The 23,781-nt window shown below is 66.2% G+C and carries 22 protein-coding genes; 15 read left to right on the top strand and 7 right to left on the bottom strand.

The genetic code is table 11. From position 1 onward, the window contains the following. The first annotated feature begins 65 nt into the window (after positions 1 to 65). Positions 66 to 1,379, top strand: a complete 1,314-nt coding sequence (locus tag BKY59_RS12635; protein ID WP_083672117.1) for a methyl-accepting chemotaxis protein — start codon at positions 66 to 68, stop codon at positions 1,377 to 1,379. A gap of 187 nt (positions 1,380 to 1,566) precedes the next feature. Here BKY59_RS12635 and BKY59_RS12640 read toward each other — a convergent pair whose 3' ends face one another. Together BKY59_RS12640 and BKY59_RS12645 are read right to left on the bottom strand one after the other, a co-directional pair. Further along, positions 1,567 to 1,911: a hypothetical protein gene (locus BKY59_RS12640; protein WP_206362066.1), complete on the bottom strand. Its 345-nt coding sequence runs from the start codon at positions 1,909 to 1,911 to the stop codon at positions 1,567 to 1,569. Next, a complete protein-coding gene (locus tag BKY59_RS12645; protein ID WP_076072034.1) occupies positions 1,908 to 2,585 on the bottom strand; it encodes an acyloxyacyl hydrolase in 678 nt (225 codons plus the stop codon). Before BKY59_RS12645 ends, BKY59_RS12640 begins: the two co-directional genes overlap by 4 nt. A gap of 155 nt (positions 2,586 to 2,740) precedes the next feature. Here BKY59_RS12645 and BKY59_RS12650 point away from each other — a divergent pair, with 155 nt between their 5' ends. After that, complete coding sequence (locus tag BKY59_RS12650; protein ID WP_240500094.1) at positions 2,741 to 3,295, top strand: hypothetical protein; 555 nt, start codon at positions 2,741 to 2,743, stop codon at positions 3,293 to 3,295. Continuing rightward, positions 3,295 to 3,531 carry a helix-turn-helix domain-containing protein gene (locus tag BKY59_RS12655; RefSeq protein WP_076072040.1) on the top strand — a complete coding sequence of 79 codons (237 nt, stop codon included), beginning with the start codon at positions 3,295 to 3,297 and terminating at the stop codon, positions 3,529 to 3,531. The genes BKY59_RS12650 and BKY59_RS12655 overlap by 1 nt, the downstream gene beginning before the upstream one ends. Before the next feature lie 134 nt (positions 3,532 to 3,665). Here the strand turns inward: BKY59_RS12655 and murA are convergent, their stop codons facing one another. From murA to BKY59_RS12670, 3 genes are all read right to left on the bottom strand, one after another. Continuing rightward, positions 3,666 to 4,949 (bottom strand): UDP-N-acetylglucosamine 1-carboxyvinyltransferase, encoded by a 1,284-nt coding sequence (gene murA / locus BKY59_RS12660; RefSeq protein WP_076072044.1) that lies wholly within the window; start codon positions 4,947 to 4,949, stop codon positions 3,666 to 3,668. A gap of 187 nt (positions 4,950 to 5,136) precedes the next feature. Continuing rightward, positions 5,137 to 5,466: an ATP-dependent Clp protease adapter ClpS gene (gene clpS / locus BKY59_RS12665; RefSeq protein ID WP_076072405.1), complete on the bottom strand. Its 330-nt coding sequence runs from the start codon at positions 5,464 to 5,466 to the stop codon at positions 5,137 to 5,139. 174 nt (positions 5,467 to 5,640) lie between these two features. Continuing rightward, entirely contained in the window at positions 5,641 to 6,330 is a 690-nt protein-coding gene (locus BKY59_RS12670) for a phasin family protein (RefSeq protein ID WP_240500095.1), read from the bottom strand. Here BKY59_RS12670 and BKY59_RS18130 point away from each other — a divergent pair. Continuing rightward, positions 6,329 to 6,538: a hypothetical protein gene (locus BKY59_RS18130; protein WP_129586380.1), complete on the top strand. Its 210-nt coding sequence runs from the start codon at positions 6,329 to 6,331 to the stop codon at positions 6,536 to 6,538. The two genes, BKY59_RS12670 and BKY59_RS18130, sit on opposite strands and share 2 nt — an antisense overlap. A 53-nt stretch (positions 6,539 to 6,591) precedes the next feature. Here BKY59_RS18130 and BKY59_RS12675 read toward each other — a convergent pair whose 3' ends face one another. After that, complete coding sequence (locus tag BKY59_RS12675; protein WP_240500109.1) at positions 6,592 to 8,256, bottom strand: PHA/PHB synthase family protein; 1,665 nt, start codon at positions 8,254 to 8,256, stop codon at positions 6,592 to 6,594. 328 nt (positions 8,257 to 8,584) lie between these two features. Here BKY59_RS12675 and BKY59_RS12680 point away from each other — a divergent pair, with 328 nt between their 5' ends. The 6 genes from BKY59_RS12680 (at position 8,585) to BKY59_RS12705 (ending at position 15,091) form a co-directional block, all read left to right on the top strand. Beyond that, positions 8,585 to 9,268, top strand: coding sequence for a hypothetical protein (locus BKY59_RS12680; protein WP_129586381.1), 684 nt, complete (start codon positions 8,585 to 8,587; stop codon positions 9,266 to 9,268). Between the two features lie 399 nt (positions 9,269 to 9,667). Beyond that, positions 9,668 to 9,922, top strand: coding sequence for a hypothetical protein (locus BKY59_RS12685; RefSeq protein WP_076072052.1), 255 nt, complete (start codon positions 9,668 to 9,670; stop codon positions 9,920 to 9,922). 135 nt (positions 9,923 to 10,057) lie between these two features. Continuing rightward, on the top strand, positions 10,058 to 11,470 hold the full coding sequence (locus tag BKY59_RS12690; protein WP_076072055.1) for a calcium-binding protein: 1,413 nt from the start codon (positions 10,058 to 10,060) through the stop codon (positions 11,468 to 11,470). Between the two features lie 190 nt (positions 11,471 to 11,660). Beyond that, positions 11,661 to 12,869: an LL-diaminopimelate aminotransferase gene (locus BKY59_RS12695; protein WP_076072410.1), complete on the top strand. Its 1,209-nt coding sequence runs from the start codon at positions 11,661 to 11,663 to the stop codon at positions 12,867 to 12,869. A gap of 226 nt (positions 12,870 to 13,095) precedes the next feature. Further along, positions 13,096 to 14,496 (top strand): sugar transferase, encoded by a 1,401-nt coding sequence (locus BKY59_RS12700; protein WP_129586382.1) that lies wholly within the window; start codon positions 13,096 to 13,098, stop codon positions 14,494 to 14,496. A 112-nt stretch (positions 14,497 to 14,608) separates the two neighbouring features. Then, positions 14,609 to 15,091, top strand: a complete 483-nt coding sequence (locus tag BKY59_RS12705; protein ID WP_076072059.1) for a PilZ domain-containing protein — start codon at positions 14,609 to 14,611, stop codon at positions 15,089 to 15,091. Positions 15,092 to 15,200: 109 nt separating this feature from the next. Here BKY59_RS12705 and BKY59_RS12710 read toward each other — a convergent pair whose 3' ends face one another. After that, positions 15,201 to 15,464: a hypothetical protein gene (locus BKY59_RS12710; protein ID WP_076072061.1), complete on the bottom strand. Its 264-nt coding sequence runs from the start codon at positions 15,462 to 15,464 to the stop codon at positions 15,201 to 15,203. Between the two features lie 345 nt (positions 15,465 to 15,809). Here BKY59_RS12710 and murB point away from each other — a divergent pair, with 345 nt between their 5' ends. From murB to BKY59_RS12735, 5 genes are read left to right on the top strand one after another with little or no spacing between them, the layout of a single operon-like run. Further along, a complete protein-coding gene (murB, locus tag BKY59_RS12715; protein WP_076072064.1) occupies positions 15,810 to 16,778 on the top strand; it encodes a UDP-N-acetylmuramate dehydrogenase in 969 nt (322 codons plus the stop codon). Next, positions 16,753 to 18,069 carry a UDP-N-acetylglucosamine 1-carboxyvinyltransferase gene (locus tag BKY59_RS12720; protein ID WP_083672119.1) on the top strand — a complete coding sequence of 439 codons (1,317 nt, stop codon included), beginning with the start codon at positions 16,753 to 16,755 and terminating at the stop codon, positions 18,067 to 18,069. Before murB ends, BKY59_RS12720 begins: the two co-directional genes overlap by 26 nt. A 40-nt stretch (positions 18,070 to 18,109) precedes the next feature. Continuing rightward, complete coding sequence (locus BKY59_RS12725) at positions 18,110 to 19,978, top strand: type I secretion system permease/ATPase (protein ID WP_076072066.1); 1,869 nt, start codon at positions 18,110 to 18,112, stop codon at positions 19,976 to 19,978. Beyond that, positions 19,975 to 21,354, top strand: a complete 1,380-nt coding sequence (locus BKY59_RS12730) for an HlyD family type I secretion periplasmic adaptor subunit (RefSeq protein ID WP_076072069.1) — start codon at positions 19,975 to 19,977, stop codon at positions 21,352 to 21,354. The genes BKY59_RS12725 and BKY59_RS12730 overlap by 4 nt, the downstream gene beginning before the upstream one ends. A gap of 43 nt (positions 21,355 to 21,397) precedes the next feature. After that, positions 21,398 to 23,533: a GumC family protein gene (locus BKY59_RS12735; RefSeq protein ID WP_165374851.1), complete on the top strand. Its 2,136-nt coding sequence runs from the start codon at positions 21,398 to 21,400 to the stop codon at positions 23,531 to 23,533. Positions 23,534 to 23,781 lie beyond the last annotated feature (248 nt).

The following is a 23,781-nucleotide window of genomic DNA, read 5'->3' on the forward strand; positions in this document are numbered from 1 at the left end:
GCTATGTCATTATAGTGTAACGAAATCCTTACGCGGCGTTTACCTAACCGCCCTAGCCCCGGCCCATGCCCGATACGCATCAGACCGATTTTTCGACAGCCGACCCGGACAGCTGGATCATTCCCGGCAGTGCGCAGCTATGCGTCGCCGGCGATGCGACGCTGGCGAGCGCGATCGACCAGTTTCGTGCGCAGCCGCGGACGCGGATCCTGCCGGTGGTGGATGCCGCGATGCGCGTGACGGGTGCGATCTACGAACAGGATGTGCGGCGCCTGCTGTTCAATCCGTTCGGGCATGCACTGCTGCAGAATCCGGCCTATGGCCGCCAACTGGGAACGTTGCCGCGCCCCTGCCCGATGGCGGAGGTTGATGCCGGGCCGGGGCCAATGCTGGAACGCTATGCCGCGGCGGCGATCCAGGACGGGATGATCCTGACCCGCGACGGGCGGCTGGCGGGCGTACTGTCCAACCGGACGCTTATGCAGATGGCGGCAGCGCGCGAGGCGGACCGCGCGGCGGAGCAGACGGCGCGGCTGGCCCGGCTGACCGCGGCGGGCGCGCGTTTCGAGGCTGTCGCGGGATCGCTGGCGGACCTGCTGACCAGCCTGGGTGGCGATATCCACGAGGCGGCGGGCACGGCGGCGACCCATGCGCGCCGCAGCACCGCGCGTGCGACCGCGATCGCCGGGAATGTCGCGCGGACGGACGGGGAGATCGACCGGCTGGCGGGCCAGACGCTGGTGCTGGCCGACGCGTTGCGCCGACTGCAGGGCGAGAGCGCGGACGCCCGCACGATCGCGGGGCGGGCGGTGGCGGTGGCGTCGACCGCATCGGACCGCACGACGCAGCTAGCGGCGGCGGCACGATCGATCGAACCGGCGACCGCGCTGATCGAGGCGGTGGCGCGGCGCGTCAACCTGCTCGCGCTGAATGCCACGATCGAGGCGGCGCGGGCTGGCGAGGCGGGCCGCGGCTTTGCGGTGGTGGCGAGCGAGGTGCGGCAACTGGCGGGCCAGACGCGGCGCGCCGCGGCCGAGATCGGCGGTCAGGTGACGCAGATCCTGACGCTGGTCGCCGAGGTGACCGCGGGCCAGGCGGCGATCCGCGACGTGGTGGCGACGGTCGACACGCTGACCGGATCGGTCGATGCGACGGTCACCGCGCAGCGCGGCGTGACCGACCATGCAGGCGAGAGCGCCGGGGCCGCGCGCGACGCGGCGCAGGCCGCCGCCGCGATCGTCGCGGCAGCCGAGGGCGACAGCCATATCTCCGTCGCACATGCCGGGCGGATGCGCGCAATGGCCGAGGACCTGACCGGCAATGCAGGCCGCCTGCGGCAGGCGGTGAGCATTTTCCTGACCGAATTGCATGCGGATTGATGTGACGGGGTCGCCCCGGGCACCCCTTGAGCCGTTCGTCTAGCCGGTGGTATCCGGCACGCGAAACCGTTCGCGAAGGAAGATGAGGCTGCCCGAACCGGGCGTTGTTCCATAGGCCAGGTGCGTAGGGCGCAACCGCATCCGATATATCCGCTCGGAGCCTGCGCGCATGCAACATGGCGACGTTCTAGTGTCGCTCCCCCGACCGGTTAGCCTGCCAGGGGATCCCCGGGACGAGCGTGTCCATCGCCGGTTTGACGCACGGGACGATCTCCGCCTCCGTCCGAACGTGGGCAGCGCAGGCGAGGACCGTCGCGCAGACGGCGGCATCCAGCCGCGGATCGCCGCTGCGCCGCTTGAACACGCAGCGCTGGGTGCCCGTTCTGCGATCGGCACGGGTGACGATCCGCAGGCGGTTCAGTTGCTTCAGTCGCCGGGCGGTGACGACGATGTCGTCGGAGGGCGGGAGCGGTGTCTGGGCCGGTGCGACCTGTACCGGGGCGGCAAGGCCGAGCAGGACCGCTACGATCATCGTCCCAGCCTTCGCACCAGTCGCAGCCCCAGATGGTCGATGCCGGGATTCTGTTTGGAAAACATCTGCCGGTGGCTGAAATGTTCCCACGCCAGCTCGGCGGCCCACCGCGCGTTCAGCCGGACGCCCAGCGATGCGTTGGGATTGAACAGGACCCGCGAGCCCCAGGACGTGTGATCGCGGTAGATGCCGTAGCGCCGCCGGGCCTCGCCCAGATCCAGCCCGGGTACGAACGGATCGGGCGTGAAGCGATACCCGTCATGGATGGTCAGCCCGATCCCGACCTGGCCATAGACCCGCCCATGCAGAACATGCTGGCGCCATTCCGCGCCGACGCTGGCGAAGCTGGTGCGGCCGGCTGTGTTGATCTGTCCCTTGGCGGTCAGCCGCGGCTTCAGCGCCCAGCGCAAGGGCGCGCTGCGGTAGGCGAGCTGGATGTCGACCGTCCCCTTCTCCTCTTCGCCCTCGAGAAGCTGACCCGCCGGCAATCGCGGAAATACCAGTTCTTCGCCAAGCGGGTGGAAGTTGGAGCCATGATCGAAAAGCCCGACCACGATCTCCGACCCGGTCCACCGCGACGGCGTGGCTGCCCCTTGGATACGGTCCTGCGCCGCCGCCGGAACCGAGACGAGCGCCATCGCCGTGCCAAGCACGATCTTCTTCCAGCCAACCATGTTCCCACCCTATCGAAACGACCGTCGCCCGGCCGATGATGATGGGGTAAGATCGCAATAAGTTTCTGTCAAACAGAAAGACAATAGTGAGAAACAGTGATTTGCTACCGCCGCCCAAGGCACGGATCTGTCGTTTCGCAGGCAATCTGTTCCTGATGTTCGCAGCGATCGTCGCGCTCGGCATTCCGAGCGGCGGCATCTGGCCCGGCGCGAGAAGCCATTGCGAAGACGGGGGCTGTGTCTGGACGATGAAGCCGGCCCTCCTGCTCGAGGAAGACGATCGCGCCTCCGTCATGGCGTCCGGCGATGCGGAGCGCGCGTTCGACGCCCATGTCGCCCGCCCGATCGTCCGGCTTGGACTGGTTGGAGTCGATCTGGTCGAGTCGGGGCCGTTCGCGATGCTGTTGCTGGGCGTGGGGCTGGCGCTGCGGCGACTGGGCGGGCGCGGCGAGGGGACGTTCGCGCGGGCGTTGCCATGGCTGCGCCGCGCCTCGATCGCGGCGATCCTGTGGGCGATCGCCAGGCCGGTGTCCGACAGCCTCATGGCCATGCTGCTCGCGCCGGGTACACCATCGGGCGCGCGCTGGCAGGTTTCGGTCGACCTGGTGGAGGTCGGCACCGCGCTGATGCTGGCGATCGCCGCCTATGCGACGGTGTGGGCGCTGGAGGCGGGCGTGCGCACGCAGCAGGATCTGGCAGAGATCGTCTGATGCCGGTCATCGTCAATCTCGACGTCATGCTGGCGCGTCGCAAGGTGCGGTCCAAGGAACTGGCCGAGGCCATCGGCATCACCGAATCGAACCTGTCGCTGCTCAAGTCCGGCAAGGTGAAAGGCGTGCGGTTCTCCACCCTTGCCGCCATCTGCCGCTATCTGGAATGCGCGCCGGGCGATATCCTCGCCTATGAGCTGTCGGATGACGATCTTCGTCCCGATGGCGGCGACTAGGGGCCGACCGCATCAAATCCGGTTGGTGCCCCGTGCCCGGTTCTCGACAGGCGCGAACCGGACGGGACGTGGGGCAGGTGAACCCGTTCGACGCGGTCGCGATCCGCGGCATTCCGCCAACGGCCGCCCCGCCGTCAGTCGCCGCCGGCGCGTTCGATCTCGGCGCCGACGGCGGCGAGCTTGTCTTCCAACCGTTCGTAGCCGCGGTCGAGATGGTAGATGCGGTGGACTCGGGTTTCGCCTTCGGCGGCAAGGCCGGCGAGGACCAGGCTCATCGAGGCGCGCAGGTCGGTCGCCATGACTTCGGCGCCAACCAGACGATCGACGCCCCGGACGATCGCGGTGCGGCCCTGCACCAATATGTCGGCCCCCATGCGGGCGAGTTCGGGAACATGCATGTAGCGGTTTTCGAAGATCGACTCGGTCAGCACGCTGGCCCCGTCGGCCAGCGCCAGCATCGCCATGAACTGCGCCTGCATGTCGGTGGGGAAGGCGGGGAAAGGGGCGGTCGAGACGGTCAGTGCGCGGAGTTTTGCCGGGGCCTCGACGCGGATCGCGTCCGCGGTTTCGGTGATCGTCACGCCGGCGTCGCGCAGGCCGTCGAGGATGGCCTCCATGTCCGCCGCGCGCGCACCGACCAGATCGAGCGCCCCGCCCGTGATGGCGGCGGCGCAGGCATAGCTGCCGGCCTCGATCCGGTCGGGCATGACCTCATGCGTCGCGCCGTGCAGGCGGGGCTTGCCCTGAATGGTCAGCCGTTCGGTGCCGATGCCGGCGATTTCCGCGCCCATCGCCACGAGGCAGCGGCAGAGATCGGCAATCTCGGGTTCGCGCGCCGCGTTGTCGATGATCGTTTCGCCGGTCGCGAGGACGGCCGCCATCACGACATTTTCGGTGGCGCCGACCGAGACGACCGGGAAGCGGTACTGCCCGCCGCGCAGGCCGCCGTCGGGCGCGGTCGCCTTCACATAGCCGGCGGCGATTTCGATATGCGCCCCGAGCGCCTCCAGTGCGCGCAGGTGGAGGTCGATCGGCCGGTTGCCGATCGCGCAGCCGCCGGGCAGCGATACGGTCGCCTCCCCCGCGCGGGCGAGCAGCGGCCCGAGCACCAGGATCGAGGCGCGCATCTTGCGGACGATATCGTAGGGCGCGACCGTGGAGGCGATGCGTTGCGCGTGCAGCGTCATGATGCGCCCGAATTCCGCGCCGCGCGCGCCCGCGACCTGCGTCGAGGTGCCGAGTTCGTTCAGGAGGTGGCCGAAACCGTCGACATCGGCCAGCCGTGGCAGGTTGCGCAGCATCAGCGGCTCGTCGGTCAGGAGCGCGCACGGCATGAGCGTGAGTGCTGCGTTCTTCGCACCGGAAATGGGCACGCGGCCCGAAAGGCGATTGCCGCCGCGGATGATGATCCTGTCCATGGGACAGCGCCTAACGCGGTTTGCGGGCGAGGGCTAGGTGGGAGGGGGCGGGCGGTGCCGATACATACGGCATCCCGGATCAATTCCTGGATGATTGTGAACCAGGTAAGCGCTTCGTCAAGCTGAGGCGCGGTCGCGTCTGGGCCCCGGCCTGCGCCGGGGTGCAGTCAACCCGTAGAGGCTCGGCTCAGGCTTTTTCCAGCGTGCATTGCAGGGGGTGCTGGTTTTCGCGGGCGAAGTCGGTCACCTGGCTGACCTTGGTTTCGGCGACTTCGTAGCTGAAGATGCCGCAGACGCCGACGCCGCGCTGGTGGACGTGGAGCATGACGCGGGTCGCATCTTCCATGCCCATGCGGAAGAAGCGTTGCAGGCACAGCACGACGAACTCCATCGGCGTATAGTCGTCGTTCAGCATCAAAACCTTGTAGGGCGACGGCTTTTTGGTGCGGGTCAGCGTACGGGTGGCGACGCCGGACCCGGTGTCGTCTTCGCCGTCCACATCCTTGCGGTTGGCCATCGCGGTGATCGCGTGGGGGCCTGCATCGGACATCGGGGAAATCCTGTCTGAACGCATCGGTTTCTGCATTACGGCAATATGGGAGAGCGGTGGGGCAGGGCAAGTCCCGTCATGCAAAACGGCCGCCCCCCGTTGCCGGGGAGCGGCCGTCGCCGGTTCGTCAGCGCAACGCGTTCAGAACGCGGCCGACTTCACCTTTTCCGAAGCCAGCGCATAGCGGTTGGACAGCGGCTGGGCGACGTCGCCCATGAACTTCATCATCTGTTCCGACGCCTTCGACGCATTGGCGACCAGCTGGTCGAACGCGGTCTTGGCATAGTCGGACTGGAGCTGGAACAGCTCGGTCGGCGACTTGACCTGCGTGAACGACTTCATCGCGGTCTGGGCCTGTTCGAAGCTGGACTTGGCAGTTTCGGCGGCGTCCTGCGCCATCGATTCCATGCCCTTGGCGGCGACCCGGCCGGAAGCGACGAGCGCCTCGACATTGCCCTTGGTGAACTCGGTCATGTCCTCGGCGAACTTGACGCCCTTTTCCATGGCGCCCTTGGCCTTGGTCGAAATGTCGCCCATCATGTCCTGGGTCTTGGTGGTGTCGAATGCGGTTGCCATGGTGAGCGGTCCTTTCGCGGGGGCGGAGACGAGGTCCTGGGAATGAGCGGCGACGGTCTCCACGGTCCGCTCGGCAAGGGTGGTGGCCGTCGCGGCGACGTCGGTCACCTGCGCGGCCAGCATTTCGGGGGCGTCCGCGATCGCATCGACCGCAGCCTGCGGCGCGACGGCGACCGGTTCGATCCGTTCGACCGGCGCGACGGTGATGCCGTCGATCGCGGCACTGGCGGCGGCGGGGTCGATCATCGCGGCCATGGCCGGTGCCATCGCGGGCTTTGCCACGGCCGGTGCGGGGGGCGAATCAGGGAAGGTTGCAGTGCCGGAGGTGAACGGTGCCGCTTCGGCAGCCGGGTTCGCGAAGATGGCCGGAACGGGCTTGGTGCGCTTCGCCTGCGGTTTGACCGGACTTGCCATCATCGCTCCTGAAACTCTGTTGCAATGCACCAATAGCCTTGGTTTCTGACGGTTTCAAGACAATTTGTGCAGTGCAGCATGAGCAGCAGGGTGTGACTTCGGTCAGCGGGTCCGTACGTAGCGCCCGGGTGCGTCCTCGATCGCGGGCAGTACGCCGCCGCCGGGGATGCGCGCACCGACGGCCGGCACCGTCTCCGGGTCCAGCGCGCCGATCCAGGCGCGCCAGTCCGGCCACCAGCTGCCCCGCGTTTCGACCGCGTCCGCCACGAACGCATCGAGCGTTTCGGCCCCCGCCTCGTTGACCCAATATTGGTATTTCTGCGCGGACGGCGGATTGACGACGCCGGCGATGTGGCCCGAACCGGCGAGGACGAACCGCACCGGCCCGCTGAGGTGCCGGGTGAGTTTGAACACGCTTTCGACCGGCGCGATATGATCTTCCTTGCCGGCCTGGACATAGGCGGGGGTGCGGATCACCGACAGGTCGATCGGTGTTCCATCCACGACATATTCGCCCGCGCGGGCCAGCTTGTTGTCGCGGTAGAGGTCGGTCAGATAGGCCTGATGCCATTTGGCGGGCAGGTTCGTGGTGTCGCCGTTCCAGTGGAGCAGATCGAACGGGGGGTAATCCTGCCCCAGCAGATAGTTGTTGACGACATAGTTCCAGATCAGGTCACGCCCGCGCAGCAGATTGAACGTCAGCGCCATGTAGCGCCCGTCGAGATAGCCGGTTTCGGCCGACAGCTTGCCGAGCATGGCGAGCTGTTCGTCGTCGATGAACATCGTGAGTTCGCCGGCCTGTTCGAAATCGACCTGGGCGGTGAAGAAGGTGGCCGAGGCGACGCTGTCCGCCCGGCCGCGTTCGGTGAGCAGCGCCAGCGTGCAGGCGAGCGCCGTGCCCGCGACGCAATAGCCGATCGTGTGGACCGCGGGCACGCCGAGAAGGTCGCGGACGGTGTCGATCGCATCGACCTGACCGCGCAGGACATAGTCGTCCATCGTGACGTCGACCATCGTCGCGTCCGCCGATTTCCACGACACGACGAAGACGGTCAGCCCCTGTTCGACCGCCCAGCGGATGAAGCTCTTTTCGGCATTCAGGTCGAGAATGTAGAAGCGGTTGATCCAGGGCGGGAAGATGAGGAGCGGGGTTGCGGCGACGGTGTCGGTCGTCGGGGTGTACTGGATCAGCTGGTAGAGCGGGGTCTCCTTCACCACCTTGCCCGGCGTCATCGCGATGTTGCGGCCGATTTCGAACGCGGTCGGATCGGTGTGGGTCAGCTGGCCGCGACCGATATCGGCCAGCATATGTTCGAGGCCCTTCACCAGGTTCTGGCCGCGGGTCTCGATCGTCTTTTCCAGCACGAGCGGGTTGGTAAGCGCGAAGTTGGTCGGGCTCATCGCATCGGCGAAGGCGGTGGTGGCGAAGCGCAGCTTGGCGCGCTGCCGATCGTCGAGCCCGGTGAGCTGGTCGACACCCTTCAGCAGATGATCGGTCGCCATGAGGTAGCTCTGCCGGATCAGGTCGAACACCGGATTGTCGCGCCATTGCGGGGCGGCGAAGCGACGGTCGCCGGATTTCGGGGCGGGCGTGTCGGTCGGGGCCGCGGCCGGCGCGGCGGGGGTCAGGAAACGCTGCCACAGCGCCATCCCGTCCTGCCAGAATTCGGCCTGCGCGCGGAGGAAGCGCGCGGGGTCCTGCATCGGGAACGGCGGCACGGACGGCGCATCGGTCGTGCCGGTCATCGCCGACAGATGTTCCATCATCAGTTGCTGGGCGTGGCCGACGATGCCGGTCCAGTGCTGGATATCGGCCAGCGACGGCGCGTCGCCGGGCGATGTCTCCGGATGCGCCGTTTCCGGGCCGGGCGTCGAGTCGGGCGTATCGGCCATGGCCATCCTCCTTCACCCACGGTCGCGATCGACGGATATCCGTGCCCGTCGGGGGCGCGGTTCCGGCCTATGGGGTGTGCGGGCCGACCATGCGACAGATGGCCGGCAACCCCAAGGCCCTTTACGAATAGCGACGTGCGGAGCAGGCGAAACGGATCGTTAAGCATGTTCGGGTATCGCGGCGTCATAGCGATTTCGGAGAATGCGCATGCGGTTGTCTATGTCCGTCGGAGCGGTAACGCTGGCCCTGCTTGGCGCGAGCCAAGGTCAGGCGCAGTTGTTGCGACCAAGCACAGGCATCACGCTGGGCGTGACCGGTGGGACGCTCGGTATCGGTCCGGAAGTTTCATACCGGATGAACCCGGTGTTTGCTTTGCGGGGATCGGCGACATTCTTCGGGCTCAGCCACAATGACGGGATCGGCGCCTATGATTATCGCGGCAAGCTGAGGCTTCGAAACTACGGAGCCGTGGTCGATCTCTATGTGCCGTTGACGGGCGTCCGGGCGTCGGTCGGCGCCCGCGTGACGGACAACAACAGGATCAGGTTCGTCGGACAGGCGAGCGGCAACGAGACGTTCGGCACCGTGACCCTGACCCCCGAGCAACAGGGTACCCTGAGCGGCGAGATCCGGACCCGGTCCGTGTCCCCGATCGCAACGATCGGCTATACGCGCAGCAGTATCACGGGGCTGACATTCGGCATCGATGCGGGCGCGATGTCTCATGGGGCGCCCAAGGTCCGCAATCTGGTTGCCACCGGTCGGCTGGCAAGCGACCCGCTGGTCCAGGCGCGCCGAAGGGAACAGGAGCAGAGGCTCCGGGATGAGGTGGACGGGTACAAGGTCTATCCGGTTCTGCAGCTGAGCATCGGATATCGATTCTAGGGCGGCCAACGCGCTTCGGGAGGCAGGCAAATATTCCGATGAAGGTGTAATTAATTGCTCGTAAAATTTTGTGGCAGGGTAGATTATAGCACCCCAGGATATGCGATCCGTCATTGATACGTATTTAGTCTTGAAGAGTCGATGTTTGGTCCATAATTCACGCAGCCTTCTGTCAGTCCTTTGTCATCGTACTGCGATAGTGTCTATTCAGTTTATTGCGCCAATCGTCGCTGTGTTACTGTGCGTAAGCATTTGTTGACGGTCCGCCCCTATCCTTCGGCAATCAGATGGATCTTCTCGGTTGACCTTCCCTTCAAGCGCGCTTGGGATGATCGCCGAAGCGACAGCGCCAAGGCTATCGATATTTCGCCAAACATTACCGGGGTCGGAGTCGCATCAATGTCCACGAACACCGACGGAAGCGAAGGCCAGCGACAGCGGGAGGAGGACCTGCTGCGGACGCGACATCTGCGCGCTTTCTCCGCAGCAGCAGGCCGCATCCGGCAGGAACGTGCCGCCGAAGCGCCGATCCTGACCAGCCAGCCGCCGTTGTCGGATGGGCTGCGTCGGATCGCGCGACAGGCCGAGGACGTGGACGGAGCGAACCGCAGCCCGTCCGATCCGAACGGCTGGAGAAGCCCGTTTCACCCGTAGGCATGAACTTTCGGCAATGGCGGATCGCGTCCAGCGCCGACCGGGACCGTCCGACTTCAAGGGTTCGGCCGTGCGCAAGGTGACGCCGGTGGGACATGCGACGACCCGACAAGCAAGAACGAACAAGGAAAGCGCATGCCGTCCATTCGCATCGAGGCCAAGAACGTCACGTATCAGGGGCAGGATACGGGGTATGATCATGCCTACCTGCTCCACGATCAGAACGATGTCCCGGACGACGGCGACCGCGTGATACGTGGCGGAAGCGGCGCTTCGGGATCGATCGAGATCCAGGCCGGCGTGGCGATCGAAAGTTCGCTCGACGCGCGCCGGGCGGTCCCGGCGGCGGATCGCGGCACGAGAGTGGTGACCGACGAGAATACCGGCAGCGCGTGGTCGTTGATGCTGCAGGCCGCCGGTCAGATCTCGGCGGCCGGGATCCGGTACACGCTCCCCGGCGACGCGGTAGCGGTTCGGAATTCCAATTCCGTCATCGCCACTTTGCTGCACGCCGTCGGCCGGGACATCGGCGACAGCCTTCCGTCGAACTCATCGCTTCCTCAATTGGCTGGTGCCGAGACGATCCTGGATTTCGCGCGGGACCTGGATGGCGGCGAAGATGCAGACGTCATCGTTGGCTGGAAGCAAGACGATAGCCTGAGCGGAGCCGGCGGCAACGACAGGCTGTTCGGTGGGGCCGGCAACGACATGCTGACCGGTGGGGCCGGCGACGACATGGTGTACGGCAATCAGGACGCCGACCACCTCTACGGCGAAGATGGAGCCGACCAGCTGTTCGGCGGGCAGGGCGACGACCGGTTGTCGGGTGGCGCCGGTGACGATGTGCTGGAAGGCGGCAAAGGCACCAACATGGCCGACGGCGGCGCGGGGTTCGACCTCGCAAGCTACGCCAATGCCGGCCAGGGGGTCGCCGTGTCCCTGCTTCTGCAGGGTCAGGCGCAGGCAACCGGCGTGAGCAGCGACGTGCTGACCGGCGTCGAGGGCCTGCTCGGCAGTGCCTTTGCCGATGCGTTGAACGGGAATGGCGATGCGAACCGCCTGATCGGCGGGGGTGGCGATGATGGCCTCACCGCCGGCTTCGGCATGGATATGCTGGACGGGGGCGAAGGGAACGACATCCTTTTCGGGAACCAGGATGCCGACGTCCTGGCGGGGGGGCTGGGCAACGACAGTCTCTACGGCGGACAGGACGACGATACGCTTTCCGGCGGTGGTGGGGCCGACCTGCTTCAGGGTGGGCGGGGCGTCGACTGGATGACCGGCGGGGCCGACGCAGACAGTTTCCGCTATGTCACGAGCGCGGACTCGACGGTCGCGGCGTTCGACCTGGTCACCGATTTCGAGATGGGCCTCGATCACGTCGATCTGACTGCCGTGCGGACCGGTGCAGCCGATACGCTCCATATCAGCAGCAGCAGCGGATACACCTTCCTCGATGTCGATCTGGGCGGCGACGGAACGACGGACATGCGGATCGGCTTCGTGGGCGAAGACAGGATCGCCCATACCGACATTCTGTTCGGATAGGAGCACATGCAAGCGGTCGTGAACGCCGTGCATGCGGGCCGGACCTGGAAGAATGCGGCGTCCATCGTTCGGTCGGACCGCCGACATGGTTTTGTCGTCGCGGCGCGCGATTCCTGGCTGTAAGGTCGTCGATACGATCATCCGACAGATGATCGGCGACCTTGCAGACTTTGATGAAAGACCGGACCCGATGAACGACGACTTCTACCGCATCCGCCGGCTGCCGCCCTATGTCATCAGCGAAGTCAACGCGATGCGGGCAGCGGCGCGCGCGCGGGGCGAGGATGTCATCGACCTGGGCATGGGCAACCCGGACCTGCCGCCGCCTGCCCATGTGATCGCCAAGCTGGCGGAGGTCGCCGCCAATCCCGGATCGCACGGCTATTCCGCATCGAAGGGGATACCGGGGCTGCGAAAGGCGCAGGCGGGTTATTACCAGCGGCGGTTCGGGGTCGAGGTGGATCCCGAGACGGAGGTGGTGGTGACGCTGGGATCCAAGGAAGGGCTGGCCAACCTGGCGCAGGCGATCACCGCGCCGGGCGACGTGGTGCTGGCGCCCAACCCGTCCTATCCGATCCATACCTTCGGATTCATCATCGCGGGGGCGACGATCCGGTCGATCCCGACGACACCGGACGAACGCTTCTTCGAGGCACTGGAACGCGCGGTGAAGTTCACCGTGCCCAAGCCCGGCGTGATGGTGATCGGATATCCGTCCAACCCGACGGCGGAGGTGGTGGACCTGGCATTTTATGAACGCGTGGTGGCGTTTGCGAAGGAACACAGCATCTGGGTGCTGTCCGACCTGGCCTATTCCGAGCTTTATTACGACGACCAGCCGACGCCGTCGATCCTGCAGGTGCCGGGTGGGAAGGACGTGGCGGTGGAGTTCACGTCGCTCAGCAAGACGTACAGCATGGCAGGGTGGCGGATCGGCTTCGCCGTCGGCAATCCCACGCTGATCGCGGCGCTGACGCGGGTGAAGAGCTACCTCGATTACGGTGCGTTCACGCCGATCCAGGCGGCGGCGGTGGCCGCGATCAACGGGCCGCAGGACATCGTCGAGCAGAACCGCCAATTGTACAAGCGCCGCCGCGACGTGATGGTCGAGAGTTTCGGTCGCGCGGGCTGGGATATCCCCAGCCCGCGCGCGAGCATGTTCGCATGGGCCCCGCTGCCGCCGGCGCTGGCGCATCTGGGCAGTCTGGAATTTTCCAAGCAGTTGCTGACCCATGCCGGCGTCGCGGTGGCGCCGGGCGTGGGGTATGGCGAGGAAGGCGAGGGGTTCGTCCGGATCGCGATGGTGGAGAATGAGCAGCGCATCCGCCAGGCGGCGCGGCAGGTGAAGCGGTATCTGCAGTCGATGGGCGTAAATGCGGCAGGTCCCCGTGGCAGCTGAGGCATGGACCGGAACGGCGTCCTGCCGTCCGGCCCGTTCGCAAGGTGCCACGACCCGCGAGACGTCCGTTCGCGACGTGCGTTCAGAAATTTTAAACCAGTTCTCGTCAGGTGCTATGGTGTGGTGGGGGAGCGTCCGTGCCACAGACGTGCCGACATACAGGCAGTACCCGCGGACCCATTGCGACACGCGCAGTTTTGCCGAGCTAATATAAAGGGCATACACGGTGAACGGACCGACGGAGCCGTCCGCACCGGACGACGATTGGGGCGGGTTCGCGCGCCCGGCCATGCCCGAGCGCAAGGAGCGGTTGCGCCTGCAACTGTTCTTCTGGATGCTGTGCATCGACCTGGCCGCGATCCTGTTCGCATTCCTGTGCGCAAACACGATCCGGTTCGGATCGCCGTCCGCGGTCCACGGGCTGGAACTGGTCAAGGTGGTCGTGCCTGTATTCCTGCTCATCGCGGGCAACAACGAGGCCTATTCGCTGAAGGCGCTGACCCGCTATCGGTACGGTCTGGGCCGTGCGCTGACCGCGTTCGCGATGGCGATCGTGGTCGTGCTGTTCACGGTGTTCTACATGCGGTCGGGCATCGAATTTTCCCGCGCGACGTTCAGCATGGGAATCATCGGCAGCATCGTGACGCTGTCCGCCGGGCGCAAGCTGTTCGACGTGACCATACGCCGGTTCCATGCCGCGCCACTGGTATCCGTCGTGATGATCCACGATGGACAGACCGCGCCGGCCCAACCCGACGCGGTCATCGTCGATGCCGAAGCCGCCGGACTGGTGCCGGACGATACCGATCCGCTCATGCTCGACCGGCTCGGGCGCCTGCTGCGGGATGCCGACCGCGTGATCGTCGCCTGCCCCGAGGACCGGCGCCTGCGGTGGGCGATGGCGCTGAAGGGCGCGAACATTCGCGGCGAGATCGTCGATCCCGAGATCGCGCGGCTCGGCGCGCTGGGCACCAGCAGCTATGCCGGGGAGGGCACGCTGAAGGTGTCGACGGGTGCGCTGGGGTTGCGGAAGCGTATCATGAAGCGGCTGCTGGACCTTGCGCTGAGCGGCGTGGGCCTGGTGCTCGTCCTGCCCGTGCTGATTGTCACGATGATCGCGATCCGGCTGGACGACGGTGGCCCGATCCTGTTCGTCCAGAAGCGGTCGGGCCGCGGCAACCAGTTGTTCGACATGTACAAGTTCCGCAGCATGAAGGCGACGCAGCTCGACCATGCCGGCAATCGGTCCGCATCGCGTGACGATGACCGCATCACGCGCGTCGGCCGGATCATCCGCAAGACCAGCATCGACGAACTGCCGCAGCTGCTCAATATCCTGAAGGGCGACATGAGCTTCGTCGGGCCGCGCCCGCACGCGCTGGGATCGCTGGCGGGAAACCAGCTGTTCTGGGAAGTGGACCAGCGTTACTGGCATCGTCACGCCTGCAAGCCGGGACTGACCGGGCTGGCCCAGGTCCGCGGGTTTCGAGGGGCGACAACGCAGCCCGAGGATCTCATCAACCGGTTGCAGGCGGATCTGGAATATCTCGGCGGGTGGTCGATGGCCCGCGACATCCGGATCATCCTGGCGACGCTGCGCGTGCTGGTTCACCGCAACGCGTTCTGACACCACGCGCGTCGTGCCGACTTCCCCGAAGCATCACGCGCATCCGATTTGTAAAGACATTCGCAGGTAAGGCTTTTTCGGAAGTGCAAGGGCCTGCCGGGAGTGACTTGACGTGAGTATCGCTGCAAAAAAGGAAAAGGCGCCAAGTGCGGACCGGCGACAGGCTGCGCGCTCCGACTACGGGCGGACGGGGACGCTGCGCATAGCGGACGCCCCGCCGGTCGAAGTGATCGTCCAGGATCTGAACCGCGACGGCTGCCGCATCGAGACGTCGCAGCGACTCGTCCCGAACCTGGGCGTGGCGATCGGTCTTGCCGGCGTGGGCATCGTGGAAGGCAAGATCCTCTGGCACGGGTCCCAGGGCTATGGCTGTGCCTTTGTCAACCGTCTGCCGGCAGGCAGCATCACCGCCGCCTTTTCGCCGACCAATATCCGGCACCTCGCCTTGTCGCCAAGCTTTCCTGAACCGGGCGATACCTATTTTCCCGGAGCCGCCGTGAAATGGCCGATCGGGCACCGCGTGTCCGCCATCCTGCTGTTCTCGCTGGGATGCTGGACGATCGTCGTCGGCACGCTGCTCGCGATCATGCGGTAGGTCGCGACCGAACTGTACGGGCCGAATGGGTGAAGGCGCAATCCGCAGGAGGATGCGGGCGATCAGGCCCGTACCGCGACGCCGCCGGCCGTCCGGATGCGGCGCCGGTTCAAAGCCGCAGCAGCCGGCGCCAGCGTGGGCGGGGTCTGGGAAAAAGCTCAAGTCCGCGTTCCTCGGCGGCACGCGCGAGATCGCGGGCAAAGGAGCGAAGTTGACGCTCGTTCAGAGCGAGCTGGACGATCTGCCAATGCTGGCCCGTCGCATGTTCGACACCATCGGCGACCTGGATCGTCAGAAGGATTCCGTGTTGACTCCGCTCCCGCTTCCAACCGACCAGCGCGCCTCGGGCAGCAAGCGTTTTCTGAATCTTCATTGTCCATCTATAATATGAATGGATCGTGGCGGAAGCATGTTGGCGTTGTTCAATGGCACATAAGGCTATCTCCTTGGATTGCAGTGCCGGACCGCCCAAACAGTACAACCAGGCCGGTACCATCGGGGCATTCCCGGTCGGCGGAACGGGTTCGGCAACCCGGGCGGCAGGGCATTTGCCGGGCACCTGTTGTTGCATCGCAGCGAGCGAAAGCGTAGACTTCAGTATTGGTCGTGCGATACACGTGACCATCGATCTCAGCGCCCCGAGCTGACTAGGAGCAAGAAGCTGGACCATCGCACCGAAACGAGCCTTGCAGGATTGCAACGGCTATGGCCCGGTGCCGTGCAGTATGATGCTTCGCTGGCCGGGCTGTCGCGGTGGCGGATCGGCGGGCCGGCGGATGCGGTGGTTACGCCGCGCACCCGCCGCGAACTGGTCGAAACCGTTGCGTATCTGCGGTCCAGAGACGTCCGGCACGTCGTCATCGGGGACGGGTCGAACCTGCTGTTCGACGATGCGGGGTTTCGTGGCGTCGTCGTCCGGACGGGGCAGGCGCTGGATGGCTTCGAGATCGTCGGTGGCGGCGTCGTCCGCGCCGGCGCGGGACTGTGGGTCCCGTGTTTCGTGCGGAACGTCATCGACAACGCCTTGTCCGGCGCGGTCCATGCCATCGGCATTCCCGGCCGGCTCGGCGGGCTGGTCGTGATGAACGGCGGCAGTCAGCGGCGCGGGATCGGCGACAATGTCGTGTCGGTCGACGTGCTGGACCATGACGGGGTCGAGCGGCGTATTCCCCGCGATGCGCTCGACTTTTCATACCGTGCTTCCCGACTGCAGACATCGGGCGCGGTCGTGCTCGCCGCCGAATTCGCATTCGAACCCGGCGATCGGACCGCGATGCAGCAGGAGGCGATCGCCATCCTGCGCAGCCGGCGTGCAAAGTTTCCGCGCGTGCGCCAGAACTGCGGATCGGTTTTCGTCAGCGATCCGGCCCTTTATGCCATGATCGGGCCGCCCGGGCTTGCGATCGAGCGGGCGGGTCTGAAGGGGCTGCGGCGCGGCGGCGCGCAGATTTCACCCGACCATGCCAATTTCATCGTCAACAATGGCGACGCCCTTTCCGCCGACGTGCTTGCATTGATCGCGATCGCGCGCGATCGCGTCGCGGCGTTGACCGGAATCCGGATGCTTGCCGAGGTGCGCCACCTCGATCCCTTCGGCGGCCTCCGCCCAGCCCATGAAGTATGCGGCAGCGCAGATGCCGCGTCACAGGAGCCAGACAACCATGAACGCCTTGTCCGAAATAGCTGATTCGACACTGCTGGACGACGGCGATGCCGTGTCGGCCACGGAAGCGCGGTTCCTCGAGGTGCGCCGTTCGCGCCTGGAGGGGCGGGTCCAGGTGAGCGGCGCGAAGAACAGCGTGCTGCGCCTGCTGGCGGCGTCGCTGCTGACGCCGGGGCGGATCGTTCTGGACAATTATCCGGACCAGTTGCTGGACGCGATCGTGCATGTCGGCATGCTGGAAACGCTCGGCAAGCAGTGCCGGATGGAAGGTTCGGCGCTTGTGATCGAGGAGGCGGCGGCGCCCGTCAGCGATCTCGTCTGGACCGGCCGGTCGATTCGCAACACGCTGCTGATCCTGGGCGCCCTGGTCGCGCGGACGGGGGCGGGGAGCGTTCCGCTGCCGGGCGGGTGCAATCTGGGTGACCGGAAATACGACCTGCACGAACTGGTCCTGACCAGCCTCGGCGCGCGGGTGTGGGCGGAAGGCGACCGGCTCCATGCCGAAGCGCCGAACGGGCTGACGGGTGCGGAGATCACGCTGCCGTTGCGGTCGACCGGTGCGACCGAGAATGCGTTGATCGCCGGATCGCTGGCCAAGGGGCGGACGACCCTGTGGAACCCCCATGTGCGCCCCGAGATCCTCGACCTTGCGGCGTTCCTGCGCAAAATGGGCGCGCGGATCGTGGTGAACGGCCAGGAGAGCATCGTCATCGACGGCGTCGAGGGGCTGGACGGTGTCAGCCACCGCGTGATGCCTGACAATATGGAAGCGATGACCTGGCTGGTCGGCGCGGTCATCACGGGCGGCGACGTGGAGATCGTGGATTTCCCCGCGGACGATCTGGAAGTGCCGTTGATCTTCCTGCGCGAAAGCGGTGCCAAGATCTATCGCGACGGCAACACGGCGATCATCCGTTCGGGGCGGGCGTTTCCGATCGAGATTTCCACCGGTCCCTATCCGGGCATCAATTCGGACATGCAGCCGCTGTTCGCGGCGTACGGCGTCTGCGCACGCGGCGAATCGCGGATCGTCGATCTGCGGTTCGCGGACCGGTTCGCCTATCTGGACGAATTCGCAAAGATGGGCGTGCAGAGCCGCGTGCTGAACAGCACCGCCCGCATTGCCGGCGGTGCCCCGTTGCAGGGTGCCGATGTCCGCGCGCTCGATCTGCGGGCCGGCGCGGCGCTTGCCCTTCTGGGGTTCGTTGCCGATGGCACGACGCGGATCGCCGAAGCGTGGCAGATCGAACGCGGCTACGACAAGTTCCTGTCGAAGGCGCGGGCACTCGGCGCTAACGCCACGTACATGAAATAGCTGTAGGTGAAGACTCAGCCGTTCCGGACCGAGGTGTCGCTTGACTGAGATTCATCAGCCCAACAATCCGCTGCGCGAGGCACTTCGCGCATGTAGGGGGCATTTCCTCTGGGCCGGGCTGTTCAGCGGCCTCATCAACCTACTCTATCTCGTCCCCTCGATCTTCATGCTGCAGGTCTATGACCGCGTCGTGCCGACGCGCGGTGGTGCGACCCTGCTGGTGCTGACGCTGATCCTGGTCGTTTCGCTTGGCGTCTTCGCCCTGCTCGACGCGGTGCGGATGCGCCTGCTGCTGCGCGCGAGCGTGCGGCTGGAGAAGATGGCGGCGTCGAACATCCTTCACCGCATTCTGGGCACCGCAGGCGCGACGACCACGCAGCGCGCGCAGGCGATGCGCGATTTCGACACGCTGCGCGGGACGCTGACCGGGCCGGCGATCATCGCGATCTTCGACGCACCGTGGGCGCCGATCTACATCATCATCTCCTACCTGCTGCATCCGATGATCGGCCTGCTGGCACTGGTGGCATCGGTGCTGCTGACCGCGGTCGCGCTCGGCAGCGACTATGCCACGCGCAAGGGCGTCTCCGACGCACAGGATCGCCAGACCCGCGCGTATCGCGGTCAGGATTTCTCGATCCAGTCGTCGGAAGTCGCCCGCGCCCTGGGCATGCGCGATGCGCTGGTGATGCGGCACATGATCGAGCGCGCGGAGATCGTGCGACGGCAGGGCACGATCGCCGGCACGTCCGGCATATTCCTGGCGGCGACCAAGTTCCTGCGCCTGCTGTTCCAGTCGCTGGCGCTGGCGCTGGGTGCGTGGCTGGCGATCAACCAGAGCATCTCTGCGGGCGCAATCTTCGCGGCCTCGCTCATCCTCGGCCGTGCGCTGCAGCCCGTGGAGCAGATTCTCGGTGCGTTGAAGAACGTGATGGGTGCGCGCAAGGCGTACCGTGATCTCGATGCGTTCTGCAAATTGCCGGACGTCACGGTCCCGCGGACCCAGTTGCCGAGCCCGAAGGGCGTGGTCGAAGTGGAGAACCTGTCCGTCACCGTGCCGGGCAGCGATCGACCGATTCTGTCGAACATCGGTTTCCGGATCGAGGCGGGCGAGATCGTCGCGCTGGTCGGCCCGAGCGGTGCCGGCAAGTCCACGCTGCTGCGCGTCCTGTCCGGCGCGCTGGAAGCGAGCGATGGCGAGGTCCGGATCGATGGCGCGCGGCTTGCCGAGTGGGACCGGGAAGCGCTCGGCCGGCATGTCGGCTACATGCCGCAGACCCCGACGCTGTTCCCCGCCAACGTTCATACCAACATCTCGCGGTTCCGCGCGTTCGAGGACGAAGCCCCGGACGTGCTCGACCGGCTGGTGATCGAAGCCGCGACGCAGGCCGGGGCGCATGACCTGATCCTGCGTTTCCCGCAAGGGTATGAGACGCAACTGCATCAGCGGGAGGGCGGTGGCCTCTCCGCCGGTCAGCGGCAGGTGGTCGCGTTGGCGCGGGCACTGTTCGGTCATCCGACCGTGCTGTTTCTGGATGAACCAAACGCCCATCTCGACGTCAACGGCGAGTCGCGGCTGATGGCTACCCTGGTCGAGTTGCGCAAACGGGGCGCGACAGTGGTCCTGTCGACCCACCGTACCGGCATTCTGCAGGCGGTCGACAAGATCATGTTGTTGCGGGACGGGACGATCCAGGCGTTCGGACAGCGCGACGAATTCATGCGGTCCGCGTCGCAGATGGCAGTGCAGCCGACGCCCGTTGCGTCGTCCGAGCGCGACGCTGCGCCGGATACCCGCGTGCTGGGGCCGGATGGCGGCCGTTCGAACGACGGCGAACGCGATAACAATACGGACGAACCGCCGGCCGGCCCGGACGACAAGCGCAGCAGTCAGGAAGGTGGACGATGAGTGGCGAGATCATCCAGCGTCCGACCGACGTCGTCATCAGCGCGCGGCCGCGTTTCGCCGAGCGGCTGGCGCTGCAGGATTCGAGCCGGGACGCGAAATGGATCGGGATCGTGGTCGCGGTTCTATTCTTCGTCGTCGCGATCGGTTGGGCGGCCTTCGCCCGGCTTGACGCCGCTGCGGCGGGCGACGGGCAGGTCTCCGTATCCGGCAACCGTCAGACGGTGCAGCATCGCGATGGTGGAATCGTCGAGGCGCTCGATGTACGCGAAGGTCAGCATGTCCGCGCGGGTCAGGTGCTGATCCGCCTGTCGGGTTCGGAGGTTGCGGCAACCGAACGTGCCCTGTCGGGCGGGGTCATCGACCTCCAGGCACAGAGAGCGCGGCTGGAGGCGGAGATTTCGGGTCGACCCATCGTGTGGCCGGAGTCGTTCGCAAAGCTGACCGGTGATGATCTTGAACTGGCCCGGCGGGCAATGACGCTGCAACGGGCGCAGATCAATGCACGGGCGAATTCGCTCGCGTCCAACCGCGCCGTGCTGCGTCAGCAGGAGGCGGAAGTCGTCAAACAGGGGGCCGGTTTCAGCGCACAGTCGCGCGCCACCGCCCAGCAGCGCGCATCGTTGCAACAGCAGCTCGAAAGCACCCGACGGCTTGCCGACGGCGGGTATGTGTCGCGCAATTCGGTCCGCGCGCTGGAACGTGCGGTCCAGCAGCTTGAAGGATCGGATGCCGAATATTCGTCGCGGGCGGCCGCTGCGCGCGAACAGGTCGGCCAGTCCCGCGAACAGGCGGTGGCGACATCCCGCAAATATGTGGAGGACAGCGCCAGCCTGCTGCGCGACACGCAGTTTCAGTTGAACGAGGCCATGCCCAAGCTGATAGCGGCGAAGGAGCAGCTGGAACGAACCGTGATCCGTGCACCGGTGAGCGGCAGAGTGGTGGGGCTTCGAATCTTCTCGCGCGGCGGTGTCGTGCAGGCGGGGCAACCCTTGCTGGATATCGTGCCGGACAGTGCGCCGCTGATCGTGAAGGCCAATTTTCAGCCGGGGGATATCGACGGCGTGTTCGAAGGCCGCGAGGCGGAGGTGAAATTCCTCTCCATGCACGAACGCGATCTGCCGATCCTGCTCGGGACGGTACGCAATGTCTCGGCGGACAGCCTGCGCGACGAACAGAGCGGTCGCAATTATTTCAGCGCCGAGGTCGTCGTGCCGAAAAGCCAGCTGGCTCTGCTGAGTGCGGTGCGGGGCGCCGACAGCGGCATACGGCCGGGTGTCCCCGTGCAGGTCCTGGTCAAGCTGCGGAGCCGGACCGCCTTGCAGTATCTGCTGGAACCGCTCACCGAAGCCTTCTCGCGTTCGATGCACGAACGATGATAGCGGGGGCTCCAATGCTTTTCGGAAGTCGAACGTCATGGACATGAGCGCATACAAGCGGACCGAAGGGGCGGGACCCGCCCCCGAGGCGCACATGATCGATCTGCGTCAGATCTTTTCCGTCATCCGGCGACGCTGGGTGTGGGTGCTGGCCACGATGGCGATCATCCTGGGGCTGACGGCGATCGCTTATGTTCGCGCCCCGCGCGTGTTCATGGCCAGCGCCAGCCTCGCCCTCGACCGGCGGGTCGACCAGCTGGTCAACGACAGCAGCGAGCCGTCGCTGACGACGGACAGCCCTACGGTCGACACCGGAGTGCAAGTGCTGACCTCGCCGACGCTGGCGGCCGAAGTCGTCGATCGTCTGGGGCTGGCCGCCCGCCCCGGTTTCGGTCAACCGCTCGACGGCGGCCGCGTCGACGCGGCGCTGGCCCGGCGGCGCGCCATCGGCGCGGTGCAGCGCGGCCTGCAGGTCCAGCGTGCCGGCACGTCCTATGCGATCACCGTCAGCCACAGTTCGACCGATCGGGTGATGTCGACGGCCATCGCGAACGCGATCGTCGATCAGTATGTCGAGGATCAGCTGTCCGGTCGGACGGGGCAGCGGACGCGCGAGACCGATCTGCTGCGCGAGCGGATCGTCGCATTGCGCGCGGATGTACGGAACGCGGAAAGTGCGGCCGCCCGGTTCCGCGCGGCCACCGGCCTGATCGACGTGCAGAAGGACAGTACGTCAACGCAGCAGGAAATTTCGGCCCTGAACGGCCAGCTGGCGGCGGCCGAAGCCGACCGGGCGGCGATGGAAGCGCGGCGTAACGCCGTCGTGAACAGCGGTGCCGGCGCGGAAGCAGGCGGTTCCGGCCTCATCCAGGGGCTTCGTTCGCAGCAGGCCACGCTGAGCGCACAGCGCGCCGATCTTGCCGGCCGCTACGGACCGCTCCATCCCGATCTTGCGCGGATCGATCGGCAGCTGGCCGATCTCAACAACAGCATTCGGCAGGAAACCGGGCGTATCCGTGCGCAGGCCAATGCCGATGCGCGGGTTGCCGATGGACGGGCTGCGTCGATCCGCTCGTCACTTGGCCGCGCGACCGGTGGGCTGACCGCGGGAAACAACGCGTCGGTTCAGCTTAACGATCTCGAGCGGAACGCGGAATCGGCGCGGACGCTGTATCAGTCGCTGCTTGATCGGTACAACAAGGCTGTCGCCGGACAGGGGACCGACAAGTCCAACGCCTATGTCATCGCGCATGCGCTCGTCCCGGGTGCGCCGATCTCGCCGAGCCTGCCGGTGTATGTGGCCGGCGGACTGATCGCCGCGCTCCTGTCTGCGGCGGCCCTGGTGCTTGTTCTGGAGTTGCTGGAGAGCGGTTTCCAGTCGCGGCAGGAAGTCGAGCAGCAGCTGGGAATTCCGGTTGTCGGCATGATCCCCGACCTGGCAACCGTACCGGGCGTACGTGCGGCGGCGGGCGATCCGATGGGGCCACCGGATTATCTGGTCGCGAACGAGGGATCTTTGTTCGGGGAGGCGTTTCGCAGCATCCGGACCGCGTATCAGCTGGGACAGGCGGATCACAGCGTGCGGGTGATCTCCGTCAGTTCGGCACTCCCCAACGAAGGCAAGACGACGACATCGATCTCGCTCGCACGGTCGGCGGCGCTGGCCGGGCTGCGCGTCGTACTGGTGGATTGCGACATGCGGCGGCGCGCGTCGACGAAGTCGGTTGGCGGTCAGGCCGACGCCGGACTGATCGAGGTGTTGAAGGGCGCAGTTCCACTCGAGCAGGCCCTTGTTCGGGATGTCCCGAGCGGCGCCTGGGTTCTGCCGCAGTCCGCGGCAGGCGCAACGAGCTATGACCTCATCACGTCGCAGGCCATGGTGACCTTGCTGAGCCGGTTGCGCGCGGATTTCGATCTGGTCGTACTCGACACGGCGCCTGTTCTGCCGCTTGCCGAGGCGCGCGCGCTGGCGGGAATGGCGGACTCCGTTCTGCTGGTCGTACGCTGGCGCAAGACCCCGATCCGGGCGGCGAAGATGGCGCTCGAGCTTCTTGGACGGGCCGGGGCGCGCGTCGATGGGGCGGCGTTGACGCTGGTCAACATCCGGCAGCATAGTCGTTCGGGCCACGGCGATGAGATGGCCTATTACAAACAGTTTCAAAACTACTACGCGAACTGATCTGACTGGCGAACTGCGGGTAACCGGAGGGTCGCGGCCGGCATGGTGGCAAACCTGATTTGGGTCTTGTGCGCCAAATTCCGGTCTTGATAACCTTCGTCGTGCCGATCGAAGGCGGATCGGTGCGGCGTCCGGTAAGGATAGGCCGCCTGGCGGGGGCCTCCTATCCTCGGACCGCTCCCTTCCGTTCGGCTATGGGTTGTGCCGCGCTGGCGTCTCGCATGCCGGCGCTAGAGCGGGATGGGATC

The sequence above is a fragment of the Sphingomonas montana genome (genome assembly GCF_001956315.1).
GTDB classification, from domain to species: Bacteria; Pseudomonadota; Alphaproteobacteria; order Sphingomonadales; family Sphingomonadaceae; genus Sphingomonas_R; species Sphingomonas_R montana.